10 protein-coding genes are annotated in these 13,383 nt (G+C 41.1%); 4 read left to right on the top strand and 6 right to left on the bottom strand.

From position 1 onward, the window contains the following. Window positions 1-480: an SRPBCC family protein gene (locus tag HPC41_RS13660; RefSeq protein ID WP_172394540.1), complete on the top strand. Its 480-nt coding sequence runs from the start codon at window positions 1-3 to the stop codon at window positions 478-480. Between the two features lie 42 nt (window positions 481-522). Here HPC41_RS13660 and HPC41_RS13655 read toward each other — a convergent pair whose 3' ends face one another. The 4 genes from HPC41_RS13655 to HPC41_RS13640 form a co-directional block, all read right to left on the bottom strand. Next, window positions 523-843, bottom strand: coding sequence for a hypothetical protein (locus HPC41_RS13655; RefSeq protein ID WP_172394539.1), 321 nt, complete (start codon window positions 841-843; stop codon window positions 523-525). A gap of 1,791 nt (window positions 844-2,634) precedes the next feature. Continuing rightward, complete coding sequence (locus HPC41_RS13650) at window positions 2,635-3,120, bottom strand: RrF2 family transcriptional regulator (RefSeq protein ID WP_343043830.1); 486 nt, start codon at window positions 3,118-3,120, stop codon at window positions 2,635-2,637. A 68-nt stretch (window positions 3,121-3,188) separates the two neighbouring features. Beyond that, a complete protein-coding gene (gene hmpA, locus HPC41_RS13645) occupies window positions 3,189-4,391 on the bottom strand; it encodes an NO-inducible flavohemoprotein (protein ID WP_216660752.1) in 1,203 nt (400 codons plus the stop codon). Between the two features lie 259 nt (window positions 4,392-4,650). After that, a complete protein-coding gene (locus tag HPC41_RS13640) occupies window positions 4,651-5,484 on the bottom strand; it encodes a DUF4846 domain-containing protein (protein ID WP_172394538.1) in 834 nt (277 codons plus the stop codon). A 161-nt stretch (window positions 5,485-5,645) separates the two neighbouring features. Here HPC41_RS13640 and HPC41_RS13635 point away from each other — a divergent pair, with 161 nt between their 5' ends. From HPC41_RS13635 to HPC41_RS13625, 3 genes are all read left to right on the top strand, one after another. Continuing rightward, entirely contained in the window at window positions 5,646-9,068 is a 3,423-nt protein-coding gene (locus tag HPC41_RS13635) for a trifunctional glycoside hydrolase family 18/polysaccharide deacetylase/glycosyltransferase family 2 protein (protein WP_172394537.1), read from the top strand. 101 nt (window positions 9,069-9,169) lie between these two features. Then, window positions 9,170-10,675 carry an NAD(P)H-hydrate dehydratase gene (locus HPC41_RS13630; protein ID WP_172394536.1) on the top strand — a complete coding sequence of 502 codons (1,506 nt, stop codon included), beginning with the start codon at window positions 9,170-9,172 and terminating at the stop codon, window positions 10,673-10,675. After that, window positions 10,675-11,094: a GNAT family N-acetyltransferase gene (locus tag HPC41_RS13625; protein WP_172394535.1), complete on the top strand. Its 420-nt coding sequence runs from the start codon at window positions 10,675-10,677 to the stop codon at window positions 11,092-11,094. The genes HPC41_RS13630 and HPC41_RS13625 overlap by 1 nt, the downstream gene beginning before the upstream one ends. Here HPC41_RS13625 and HPC41_RS13620 read toward each other — a convergent pair. Both HPC41_RS13620 and HPC41_RS13615 read right to left on the bottom strand, forming a co-directional pair. After that, entirely contained in the window at window positions 11,068-12,624 is a 1,557-nt protein-coding gene (locus HPC41_RS13620) for a DUF3943 domain-containing protein (RefSeq protein WP_172394534.1), read from the bottom strand. The two genes, HPC41_RS13625 and HPC41_RS13620, sit on opposite strands and share 27 nt — an antisense overlap. Before the next feature lie 103 nt (window positions 12,625-12,727). After that, window positions 12,728-13,324 (bottom strand): sugar O-acetyltransferase, encoded by a 597-nt coding sequence (locus HPC41_RS13615; protein WP_172394533.1) that lies wholly within the window; start codon window positions 13,322-13,324, stop codon window positions 12,728-12,730. Window positions 13,325-13,383: the final 59 nt, after the last annotated feature.

Raw genomic sequence — 13,383 nt, 5'->3', positions numbered from 1 at the left:
ATGCCAACACTTGTATTAGATACCTTTTTAAATGCGCCTATAGAGGTGGTTTTTGATCTGGCCCGTAGTATAGACTTACATATGTATTCGACTGGCAAGACACAGGAGAAAGCGATAGCTGGTGTTACTAGTGGACTGATCGAAGCGGGGCAGACCGTTCAGTGGCGGGCAAAACATCTGGGTGTATATCAAACGTTGACGGTGCAGATCACAAAAATGGAAAAGCCCTTTTTTTTCGAAGACAAAATGATACAGGGAGCATTTCAGTCGATGGATCATCAGCATCTTTTCGAAGAGCAGGCTGATGGTAGCGTGCTGATGCGGGATGTGTTTAATTTTAGGGCGCCACTAGGTCCTTTGGGGCGGTTTGCCGAATGGTCTTTCCTTACACGTTATATGAAGCGATTTCTTGAAGAGCGTAATCATATCATCAAGCTGGTCGCCGAATCAGGAGATTATAGCCGCTATATCGAAGGGTAGGGTGGAGGGTTGCTTTTTACACGCAGACTGTGTGTAAGGAACTTAATGGTTTTTAGAAATGATGCTGAGGTTCGGATTTTCCTCCAAAAGCTGTTCCTGTAGAAAATCAAAGGCACCTCTTTGGTTCATTGTCACCTGATGAATCTTGAAGAATTCATTGTAAAAATAGACGCGGAAACTATTCGGGCCACGGTGGTTCCTAATAATCCTGGTTTCTATACGGTGAAGTTGACTGATCGGAATTTTTTTACTTCCAAAAAAAGCAAAAAATACAAGCTCATGCTCCTGAAAAAGGTACGGCGCAATAGTTGCATAGATACGGACAAGTCTTCGGGTGTACCGCTGATAAATATCAAATATCAAGGTCAAGGCTATTGAGACCTCGTAGGGCAATAATAAATTTCTGATTTTTGGCGTAAACGACCCAGCTGAGCCCGCCGAATAGTACTCCGAAATAAACGAACAATGTACTCAAGAGGGGGAGTGACTTGTAAAAAAATGTCAGTTTATCTGAGGCAGCTGTCCACTTATCCAAAAAAACATAGAAGAAGAAGCCATAGCAAAGAAGAAACATCGTTATAAATAGTCCAATAATGGCATTGCGGACTTTGCAGATTTTCCTTATCTCGGTTTGTAGAAATAGAATATTGTCAGATGTGTAATTATACATGTAATGAATTAATGTTGGTATAAAGATAGTAAGAAGCGGGCTTGTTTGCTTATTTCTGAATCTAAAAATTCTGACATGATCAGCTGTCTAGCGGGTACTTTGTGGTTGTAATTCGTCTTTTTCATGTATTATTATTGTTTATATAAATATGATTATATTTCTATTTTGTAGTTTGTTATATTTAATTTTTTTGAGTTCTGTACTTTTATTGATAGCTATAGATAGCTTTATTGTCGCTGCTGTATACAGTCGCTGTCGTGTCCAAAAGCAACTGATGGAGATATCCCGCAAGTTATGGACTACAATGCCCGGAAGGACAAGAAAGGACTTGTTCGCTAATATTCAAAAAAATGATGTTAACTGCGGCTGTAAAATTTAGCATGGAATGATTGACAGTAGGAGTTGGCCAGCCGCACGACTTGCTTAGGAAAAATATTTTTGGATGTCATAGAGCTGTGGAAAGGTTTTAAGCCATCTTTTGTATGGGCCGGTGTTCGGGTATTCCTTTTGCAAATTCAAGTGTTTGTAGCGTTTAAAAATAGCGTGAAATCAAAGGCAGGCTCGGGGAAGGCAGTATGCGATCTTGGGGTATTGAAGATTTCCTTTTGCAAATCAAATAAAGCAGTGCGATTCAAAGTTTAGGAAAAATCAGGGTGCGGGTTTCCGATCCAGTTACGGTCCATGTTTGTAATTTGCTGATCTACATCGTACACATTTACGTATTGTAAAGAAAGCTGGGCAAAGTGAAATGGTGCCGGTGGCTTTCCTTGATGGACGAGCGGTATTTTACGCTTGCGTATCCCTGCTCTCCCAGTTTGCTCCCAGAATATTTTTATAGAAAAAAGATATGGATAAAATTTTATCCATATCTTTTTTCTATAAAAATGAACAGATTTTTCTGGTTTTTTTATATTGTTCTTTTGTTTAAATAAAATTTATAAAGTTCTGTGTATAAAATAATAATAATATTTTATTGTGCAATTATAAGTTTAGGTCCGGGAAAATTTAAAAGACGCTATCTTGACCTTGAGTCAGCACGATATGGGCTATTTTAACCCATAAGAAACGCTGGTTTTGAAGGGTTCTTTTTTTATTTATCTGCCAAAATTTGTGTTCACAGAAGCTGGCATCGTTGATTATTGTATCGTTTACAGCTTTTTACTGGCAATGGTTTTTCAGCATAGGTATGGGATAGAGGTCTTTCTCAAAGAGCTCATTTTAGGGATCAGATCAAATGATTCTATTGCCACAGGTGCAGGTTTGATAAAAAGTAAAACGGCTATTTTAAGAGTGTTAATTGTGTTTAACTTGCTTTATTTCAATATAATTATGTTTTTTATATAAAGCTATTCTTTATTAATGGTTACATCCGATAAAGCCCTCTAAGAAGCATTTTTCAAGTGCTTGAAATCGCTTGAAATATTCTATAATAGGGTGAAAAGTATACTATTGTGGAGCTATTTGCCCAGCTTTTGAGCTCAGTTTTAGCGATGTTTATTGGGGGCGATTTTGGATTTTGTCAGCAGAATTTTTCCTTTAATGAGGTCGTCGTTGAATTGACCGACCGTTGTTTTTTGAAGCATCTCGGAGAGGTTATTGCGAATGCTTTTAAATTCATGATGTAACGGACAGGGATACTGCTCTGAACAGAACTCCAGGCCCATCCCACAGCCAACAAAGAGGTTCTCTCCATCAATTGCTTTGACTACATCGGACAACGGGGTTGACATATCTGAAGTATCTAGATAAAATCCGCCACCAGGGCCTTTCATGGAACGAATAATGCCTGCGCGGCTTAAATTCTGCAAGATTTTCCCAAGGAATGCTTCAGGGGAATGGATATTTTCGGCAATTTCTTTGATACCGACGCGTTTGTTTTCTTGCGAACGCTGTGCGATAAAAAAAACTGCCCGGAGACCGTATTCACATGTTTTGGAAAAAATACCCATAATCTGTCCTTGCTTTTCCACAAAGGTACAAAATCAAGAATAGCCATCCGCAATTCATGGAAAATTTACGGATGGCCATAACTATCCACTTAACCGAGCTGTAGTGAAGCAGGACCAAATTCTTCAAAATGAATATTCTCGGCTCCGATACCCCGGCCAGTTAAATACTGAAAATGCTTCGCTATGAAACCTGAAGGGCCACATAAGTAATAGTTGGCTTTTTGCGGCAGATGATCCGGATCTATTTTAGTGAGGTCTACCCAACCCTTTAAATTGCTGTTATCGCTCTCTTGGAGCTCATCATAGAAGGAGAAGCAGCTGATATGCTCGTGTTGTGCTTCCAGTGTCCTAAGCCTTTCTTTAAACGCATGTAAATCGCTGCTTCTACAGCCATGGATCCAGGTGACTGTATTTCGTCCCTTAGCATTGACCAGTTGTTCGAGCATCGCTATCAATGGAGTCTGCCCGACTCCACCGCTGATAAACACATGTGGATGTTCATTCTCCATTAGGTTAAAAGAACCGGTTGGTGCTGTCAATTCCAGCTGCTTTCCTACCTGAAAGTACTGGTGTAGGTAGTTGCTGACCAGTCCTTCGGGTTTTCCGGAAGGAGTTTCTTTTTTAACAGAGATGCGAAGGTATTTACCATTGCTGGCATCGGACAAACTATATTGTCGCGGTTGATAAAGTTGAAGTTCGGGTAAGTATACACGCACGCTTACATACTGGCCGGCGCTATGTGCGGGAACTTTGCCACCGTCGGTCGGTGCCAGGTAAATCGATTGTATTTCTGAGGTCTCTGAAACGATTTTAACAACATTAAACGGCTTCCAGCCTGTCCATCCCCCCTCATTTTGGATCATTTCATCATACATCTCTTTTTCGATGCCAATCATCAGGTCAGCTAATTGAAAGTAGGCTACTTTCCATGCCTCTATAAGTTCTTCTGTAGCCGCATCAGCCAGCACTTCACCGATAGAAGCCAACAGGTGCTTACCCACGATCTGATAGTGTTCGGGACGGATGTTGAGACTACTGTGCTTTTGTCCGATGTGTTTGACGGCTGATAAGAGTACCGTGGGATTGTCAATATGCTCTGCATAGGCCAATACAGCCGTAGCCAAGGCCGTCTGTTGTTTCGCATTTTGCTGATTGCCCATATTGAAGATATGCTTAAGCTCAGGGTTGTGCGTAAACATGCGTTTGTAAAAATGACTGGTTAGCGCGACACCATGCTCCTTCAGAAGGGGTATGGTTCCTTTGATTAGATCTTTCTGTGTTTCGGTGATCATAATAAAATATTTAAATACCTTTTTGTCTTTTATTTTTTTAAAAAAAACTGAAATGTGATTTTACCTCTTTTGGAGGTTGTTATAACTCCCTGATAGGATACACTTGCAAATGACTATCGAAAGCAAAAATAGGAAAATTTAATAAAAGACAAAAATATCTTTTATTAAATTTTAAACGGAACCTAATACTTAGTATAGAGAAAAGTACCGGATTCTAATTGCTCAAAAACAGGCTAACGGCATTTGCCGGATAAGACAACTATTTCCAGGTTTTCAGATTACGGGCATAAAAAGTCCATTCCGGGGTATTGATCACATCTTTGTCAATATCGTACCAAGGACTCAGTTTTGGGTTATTCCAATTGTTCAAGAGTTGGATTTCTTGTGCTGGCATATAACTTTGAGCAAGCAGCACAATTTTTTTTCCTTCCTTATTTATTGCAAGATCAACGATAATAACGGCATGCCCAATGGGGGAGCCTTTCTGTATGAAAGTGTCTCCGATTTTGACCTCTTTTGTTGTTTTTACACTTGGTAATTCATCATGTAAAGAAGCTGTGTTGGCATAGGCAAAGATATACTCCATGTATTTCCAGTATTTTGCATAAGAATAGTCTCCTTTGACATAGTTTCCATAGCTGCGCGGTTTTCCATCCGACAGGAAGTTAAACTTAATGTTCTGATATCTTTTTTGCTGATAGAGGTAGTCGGCACGTAAGCGCATTACGGCATCGGCGCATTGATGTAGGTCGCGTTTACCAATATCCAGTTTGATAACGCTATTGTAGATATTGTTTCTGGGCTTAATTTTTCCATTATAATAACGAACGTCATGGTCTATAGGGTATAGCGGAAGATTTTCCAGAAAACTGCCAAATTCTTTTGTGGTATAAGGGAGTCTTTCAAAACCCTTAGGCAACGAAATTCTTGTTTTGACGGTCATTCCGCCCGGATTAATTAACGGTATTTGCTCGGCATGTTCAGTTGTCGTCTGGCCCTTTGATTTTGCTTGAGAGACAGCTGAATTTGGCTGCCCACAGCCAATGAATGTTAGTAGGGTTAGTGCGGATAGTAATAAATATGTCGTTGTCATATAGTGTTTTTTAGTCAATGTCGTCCGTTCTGCTAATATAATAAAATTCAATAGAGCACTCAGGTTGATCAATCGTTGAAAATTAAGAATTTTTTAAGCTGTCTAGGAGCTTTTTGGATCATTTTCTGATGTAGCTTAGCCAAAGTTAATTGCAATAATTTATGTCAGAAAAACAGATTTTTCAGACTTCGAGCAAAAAGCGTTGGTACGCTTTCTCATGGATGAGCAGGGCTATGATCATTTCAATGGTCATAGCCATTGTATGCGTTCTCTATACCCTGGGCAAGATTCAGATACCTCCATTTCCAACCATTAATACAAATGCGCCATTGACAGCAAGGTCTACTGCTATGCTTAAAAAATCCAGACAGTTCAAAGAATTTGCTGTTGCCAAATCAGAACTTCAAAAGATCAAACGGGATCGAGAGCTAAAACACTCAAAGCACCTGGGCAATAAAAATAGGATTAACATGGGGTTTTATGTCAGTTCTTGGTCCAATGAGGTTCGTCAGCAATCCCTGTCCGACTTAAGGCGTAACATTGGCCACTTGGATATGGTTGCAATGGAATCTTTTTTTACAGTGCCCGGCCAAGATACAATTGTGGATAAAGCAGATACCGCTGCCTTGAATGTCATTCATCAATATAAGCGCAAAGCTATTGCCCAGATTTCCAATTTCAGTGGCAATGATTTTGATGGGCAGACGGTGCGAACAATACTTGGGGATCCGGTAAGGCAACAACGTTTTATTGATGATATCCTGATCAAAATAAAGCGTAATGGTTTTTCAGGAATCAATATTGACTTTGAAAATCTTCAATTGAATGACCGTAAGCCTCTAAATGATTTTATGGCGCGGATCTATCAAGTTTTCCATGCCGAAGGTTTACTTGTTTCACAAGATATCTCGCCGGAAAATGATGATTACGATCCCGTTTCATTACAAAAATATAATGATTATATCATTTTGATGGCCTATGATCAGCATTCAGTTGAAAGTAATGCTGGCGTAATTTCCCATCAGACCTGGGTAGAAGAGAATCTAGATATATTATGCAGTAAAGTGGATGCTGACAAGGTGATTTTGGCATTGGCCTGTTATGGGTATGACTGGCCTGTTGGGAAAGTAGGCCAGACCCTGACCTATGATAATGCTGTTATTCTGGCTCATAATTACAACGCAAATATTCACTTTGACCCAGCGTCTGCTAACCTCAATTTTAGTTATCAGGATGGAACTGGTATGCGGCACGATGTCTATTTCACCGATGCGGCGACCTACTTCAACCTGATTCGTAAAGCTGACGATTGGGGGTTGGCGGGTATAGCGCTCTGGCGATTGGGAAGTGAGGATGCCCGTTTATGGTCTTTTATCTCCAAGTCATTGGATCACGATGATTTGGCAAAAGAGCCTTTTAATTTTAAGAAGATCAGTAAAATTAATGTCGGTGGGATACAATATATTGGTGATGGCGAGATTCTTGATTTGGTTAATAGTCCTGAACCCGGCATGGTCAAATTTGTATATGATTCCATTACCGGCTTAATTCAAAATCAGCGGTATGTCCAAATTCCGAGCAATTATGTCATCAAGCGCTTCGGTGAAAAGGATAAAACTGTTGTGCTGACTTTTGATGATGGTCCAGATCCAACATATACACCCGAGGTGTTGGATATTTTAAAAAGAGAGCATGTTCCGGCCGCGTTTTTTCTCGTTGGGGTAATGGCCGAAAAGAATATGGATCTGGTCCGAAAAGAATACCAGCAAGGGCATGAACTTGGTAACCATACTTTTTTCCATCCAGATATGTCGGCGATTGGTCCCAACAGGGTGAAATTTGAGCTAAATGCAACGAGAAAGATCATAGAATGTATCACTGGGCATAGTACTATTCTTTTCCGTGCACCGTTTAATGCAGATGCTGAACCGCAGACTGTAGCCGAGATTCTTCCCGTCGCCCAGAGCCGAAAGGAAAACTACATTAATGTCGGTGAATACATTGATCCGAATGACTGGGTCCCAGGACGTACTGCGGATGAAATTTATACGGAAGTTATAAAACAACGGAATAATGGTAATATTATCTTGTTACATGATGCTGGAGGCAACAGAGAAGCGACCATAGCGGCATTGCCCCACATTATCCATTATTTTAAGGAAAATGGGTATAAATTTGCGACAATAGGGGACTTGATGAGCAAGAAGCGGGACGAGCTGATGCCACCTGTGCAAAATGCTTCGGATTCGGGTTTCAGTGGCTCATTCAATCGCCTTTTTCTTGGAACGTTGTTCTACGGTAATATCTTCCTTAACTTGATTTTTTCAATAGCCATTGTATTGGCAATCCTTCGGACGGTGATGATTGCCTATTTGGCAATACGGCAAAAAAAGAAAAATAAGAAGGAGCAATCCAAATTAATTGCTGACCCACAGGACAAGGTCAGTATTATTATACCTGCTTATAACGAAGAAGTAACCGTTTTGGCGACGATCAAAAGCCTGCTTCATCTCGATTATCCGGCTTATGAGTTAATTTTTGTTGATGATGGATCAAAAGATAAAACCTTCGAAATTGTAAGCCAGGTATACGGTGATCATCCAAAAGTAAGGTTGTTTACGAAACCAAATGGTGGAAAAGCATCGGCATTGAACTATGGTATTCAACAATCTAAAGCTGCATTTGTACTCTGTATAGATGCGGATACACAGCTAAAGACCAACGCACTGCGGATGCTGATGAAGTATTTTCATAGTGATCAGATTGCAGCCGTTGCTGGCAGCGTGAAAGTGGGAAATGTGCATAATATGCTGACGCAGTGGCAATCTATTGAATACATCACTTCCCAAAATATGGATCGACGGGCTTTTGACCTGCTTAATATGATTGCTGTCGTTCCCGGCGCAATTGGTGCTTTCAGGCGCTGCGTTATTATAGAAGTTGGTGGCTTTACAACAGATACATTGGCAGAAGACTGTGATTTGACCATGCGTATACTGAAAGCAGGTTATACGGTACGCAACTCTACAGAGGCTATTGCCTTTACTGAAGCACCAGATTCCGTAAAAATGCTTTTCAAACAACGCTTTCGCTGGAGTTTCGGTGTGCTGCAAAGTTTCTGGAAAAATAAGAACACATTATTAAATCCCAAATACGGCTATTTTGGAATGGTAGGTATGCCTAATATTTTAGTTTTTCAGATCATCCTGCCTTTGTTCGCACCGCTGGCAGATCTATTTATGTTATTTTCCCTTGTTGGCGGTCTGTTTTCTTTGAGTGAAGTGAATGGTATCAGCTGGACCGGTATCGCGGGATTATTCTCACTGCACAACGGTTTTGGTCAGGTCATGTTTTATTACTTTCTCTTTGTATTTGTGGATATTTTCTTTGCTGGCATCGCTTTTCGGATGGAAGGTGAGAAAATTAAAAATTTGATTTACCTGTTTCCACAACGTTTTTTCTGGCGTCAACTGATGTATTTTGTGCTGTTGAAATCGGTTAGAAAAGCCATTAAAGGTGAATTAAGTACCTGGGGCACGTTGAAACGTACTGGTGGTGTGAAGGAATTGACTATGAGCGAATAGTGTTCCGATCTTGCTTGTGCGCTATTTTCTAAGTAAATTAGAAAAGGCATTTGTTTGCAGAAGAATTCGAAAACAGATGCCTCAATGCAAATAAAGCAAACATGAAGATACTTTCGGCCACCCAAATGGGTTTGGTAGATCAACAGACCATGAAAGATCAGGGGATCAGCAGCCTCGAGTTGATGGAACGGGCAGCAACTACTGTTTTTAGGGAAATAAAGCAGCTATACCCTCAGTTGGCGCAACATACTTTTTATATTTTTTGCGGTAAAGGTAATAACGGTGGTGATGGATTGGTGCTGGCCAGGCTTTTGGATCAACAACAGGCTCAAGTCAGTGTATACTTGATCGATGCAATGGATTATTCAGCAGATAATTTAGCGAACCAAAACCGCTTGCCTACCCATGTTATACAGAAAATCACGCCTGCAAGCACGATTCATATCCCTGCTGGGGTAATTGTGCTGGACTGCTTATTTGGCTATGGGCTGAAGCACCCATTGGATGACAATTGGCGCAACCTTATTACAAGCATTAACCATTGTGCAGGGCTTATTTATGCCATTGATATGCCGTCAGGTTTATTAACTGATGCGACCACAGCGCCGGATGCGCCAGTGATCGAAGCGGATATGCTGTATACATTCCAGTCTCCTAAATTAGGCTTATTAATGCCCGAGAATAGCGTGTGGGCTAAAGCATTCAAGGTTTTGGATATTGGACTGAGCAAATCCTCCATAGATCAGGTTGACGCAGCCTTTCACTACGTTGATTTCACTTTTTTAAAGACCTTCTATCGGAAACGAAAAAAATTTGACCATAAAGGAACCTTTGGACATAGCCTGATTATTGGTGGGAGCCGGGGAAAGATGGGGGCTGTGCAATTGGCACTAAAGGCAACTTTACGTGCAGGCTGCGGTTTGGCTACCACTTATATTCCCGCCTGCGGTTATACAAGTATTCAGACAGCTGTGCCAGAAGCGATGGTATTGAGCGATCCCGAGGAAGATTTGATTAGCCAATTTCCAGATAATCGCAGCTTTCAGTCTATCGGTATCGGGATCGGCATGGGGACAGCGCAAGTTACAATTGATGCATTCAAGGTATTTATCTTGCGTGGGATTGATATTCCTTTGGTATTAGATGCTGATGCGCTGAATATATTGGCGCAGGAGCCCAAATTATGGCAATTTGTCCCAAAAGGGAGTATATTAACCCCGCATCCCAAAGAGCTAAGCAGGCTATTGGGAACTTGGCAGAACGATTTTGAAAAGTTAGAGAAGGTGAAGGCCTTTGCGTCGGAATACAACTTATACGTTTTGATAAAAGGTGCCAACAGCGCTATGGTTACACCCGATGGAGCAATCTATTTCAACAGTACGGGCAATGTAGGAATGGCTACGGGGGGAAGCGGGGATATTTTGACGGGAATATTGACAGCTTTGCTAGGGCAGGGATATCCTTCGCAAGAAGCCTTGCTGATGGGAGTCTATTTGCATGGTCGGGCTGCGGATATTGCCGTGCAGGCGATCGGCGTTTATTCTTTATTGCCCTCTGATATCGTGGATTATCTTCCTGCGGCGTTTTTAGAACTGGAGGTATCCTGATGACGAAATGGTATATTGAGCAGGTATTTGCGGCTCGTACCTGGAAACTTCGAAAGGAAGTTTTTAGTTCGAAAGGACAGTTGGCAGAGGTTATGCTAGACGAGGATTTTGAAGCATCTCATTTTGCGGCTTATCATGAAAACGATGTTGTTGGTATATTGACGTTGCGGCATTCAGACGATGAGTACGAGATTCTTTATCTTGCTGTCCATCCCGATTTTAGAATGCAGGGGATAGGCTGTGCATTGCTTCGTTATGCGCGGCAATTTGTCAAAACCTTCGATGGCCATTGCCTTTTTGTTCGAACAAGCTTACAAGACCACTATTTCTGGACTCATAATGGGTTTGTTCTGGTCGAAGAATCCGATAGAATAGGAAGGTTTATCTATAATTTAGAAGAGGACATTATATCCCAGTGATAACCGCACAAAGGGGTAATCCTTATCAATATCGGGATAGTCTTTAAAATTTCCTTCGAGTCGAAAGTAGCCCGAACTGGCATTTAATGAGAAATTTTTGAGTAGTCTCAAACTGGCGTTGCCGGCAGCTGTGTGCAGAAAATAGTGCGAATCATTTCCGCTGAGGGTAACAAAGTATCCGCCATGATAGTTCAATCCCAATTTTAATCTCTTCCAAACGCTGATGTCTATAGATCCGCGCAGGTCAGCGCCTGGACCGTAGTTGTAATTCCGGCTGTCACCAAAGCGGAGGTAGGGATCCGGCACAGCCGCCAATACCACGGGGCCGCCACCGATTGTTGTTGTTAGTTTGTTGTGCTTCCCAAAGGTAAAATTGGAAATGACATTATAATTCACACTTTGTGCTCCATAGAAAAAAGCCTCATTATGGATGAAATCATAGTTGGCGGAGACAAGCCCCAGATGCCTTCCGGGTAATTTCTTGAAAATACGTTTACCATATAATGACGCGTAGACGTTAAGTGAATTGACAAAAGAACTGTCATCTGAGCCTACTTCAAGATTGACATAAAAATCGTCAAAAGGTTTTTTTTGGTCTACTTCACCATTGGTATAAAGAAGTTTTAACCGGGCATATATATCATTTTTTCCCTTTTCTATAATATTTCCCTCTTTAGCATCGAAGCGCTTGACACCTAAATCAAATTCCGCCTGTACACGCGAACTGTCAATTACTTGTCCTTTAACAACTCTTCCCCAGCGCCCATCCAATAAGCGGTTTAAGCCATTGATAGGGTTGATCAAAAATGCCAGAAATTCTTTACTTTGCCGTTCGGCCACTGAGTGGGTCGGTCTGGATAGAACGTTTTGCGATAAACGATGCGTCATTTCACCCAATATAATACCACCAAAAGAGGTGTTAACAAGGTCATTTATTGATGGTGCCTGCGTTTCACCTGCTGTTTCCCAAAGAAAACTCCCTGCTACCGTAGCGACAGAAGACTCCCAAAATGTAAAGTTATTGGAACGAAATGCATTAAAATAAAGCTGTCCATGGTAGGGGTGGGCGATCTGATTCGTCGCAAAGGCATTGTCATCCCAAGCCCAGGCTTTCGGGTTGAGATGTTTGATCCAATTATTTAAGCTGATGTGCGAATAAGGATCCTTGCGTACAAAGTAATTGAATGAGGCAGGTAAGGCCTGGAAGGAGAACCACTCAATCCCCGCTCGGGTCCATAATCTTTTCGGGTTGTGGAATACGGTGTCTGTTTGAATATCTAGCTGAAAATTTTTTGAGAAATTTTTTTTAAGATTCGTATAAACTAGGCAGCTGTCTCGCTGAAAAGAATGCATTACACTTAACTTTTCAGAACCCAAAATCTGCCGTGCAGATCGTGGGGCTAGCTTAATGCTGCTGTCCTGAAATATAACCAGTTCACTTTGCGCCGTCGTGTGCTTGGGTAAACAGCAGACCAAACAAAAAAAGAGTGAAATTATAAAAAATAAACGTCCTGTCATATACAATCTCATGCTGATCCAATTGGACAAAACTACTTCTTTTTAACATAATAGCTTAAGCATGTTTTGGATCTTTATTCGTATTATGACGTTATTTTGATACGGGAAGGCTTATTTATACCGTCGGGATCAGCGTGTAATCCAGGTGATCTTCCGCAGTGATCGAACGGATGATACGACATGGATTTCCTGCGGCAACCACATCTGCTGGGACATCCTTGGTGACGACCGAGCCAGATCCAATGACCGAATTTCTACCGATGCGGACACCGGGGTTAATTACCACCTGACCTCCTATCCATACATTATCTTCAATTACAATAGGTGCTGAAAATTCCCAACCCTGATTTCTTGTTTTAAAATAAATCGGATGACCTGCGGTAAAAAGACTTACGTTGGGCCCGAATAATACATTTTCACCTATTGTAACCGGTGCTCCATCTAATATGGTGCAGTTATAATTGCAGTAAAAGTTTTCACCTATTGAAATGTTATAACCATAATCGCAGCGGAATGGGGGTTCCAGAAAGAATCGCGTACCGGTTGATTTAAATAGTTTTTGAATGATCTGTTTTCTGAATTTAATCTGTTTTGGTTCGGAATCATTGAAACGCTTGAGTTCCTCCTTAGCATATTGTCTTTCCTTAAATAGTTGTCCATCCGAATCAATATATGGGATGCCGGCAATCATTTTATCCTTAGGTGATTTCATTCAGTCACTGTTTTTGATCTGGAGCAAATATACAGGAAGTTTTTTAGGCTCCGCCTAGA

It is taken from the genome of Sphingobacterium prati (genome assembly GCF_013167215.1).
In the GTDB taxonomy this organism is placed as follows: domain Bacteria; phylum Bacteroidota; class Bacteroidia; order Sphingobacteriales; family Sphingobacteriaceae; genus Sphingobacterium; species Sphingobacterium prati.
Note: the sequence above shows the minus strand (reverse complement) of the source record. Positions and strands in the feature narration are given on the sequence as shown.

What these genes read in the sequence shown, in the direction of transcription:
- HPC41_RS13660 (WP_172394540.1), top strand. Translation starts at nt 1, where the DNA reads ATGCCAACACTTGTATTAGATACCTTTTTAAATGCGCCTATAGAGGTG.
- HPC41_RS13620 (WP_172394534.1), bottom strand. Translation starts at nt 12,624, where the DNA reads ATGAGATTGTATATGACAGGACGTTTATTTTTTATAATTTCACTCTTT.
- hmpA (WP_216660752.1), bottom strand. Translation starts at nt 4,391, where the DNA reads ATGATCACCGAAACACAGAAAGATCTAATCAAAGGAACCATACCCCTT.
- HPC41_RS13630 (WP_172394536.1), top strand. Translation starts at nt 9,170, where the DNA reads ATGAAGATACTTTCGGCCACCCAAATGGGTTTGGTAGATCAACAGACC.
- HPC41_RS13635 (WP_172394537.1), top strand. Translation starts at nt 5,646, where the DNA reads ATGTCAGAAAAACAGATTTTTCAGACTTCGAGCAAAAAGCGTTGGTAC.
- HPC41_RS13640 (WP_172394538.1), bottom strand. Translation starts at nt 5,484, where the DNA reads ATGACAACGACATATTTATTACTATCCGCACTAACCCTACTAACATTC.
- HPC41_RS13615 (WP_172394533.1), bottom strand. Translation starts at nt 13,324, where the DNA reads ATGAAATCACCTAAGGATAAAATGATTGCCGGCATCCCATATATTGAT.
- HPC41_RS13625 (WP_172394535.1), top strand. Translation starts at nt 10,675, where the DNA reads ATGACGAAATGGTATATTGAGCAGGTATTTGCGGCTCGTACCTGGAAA.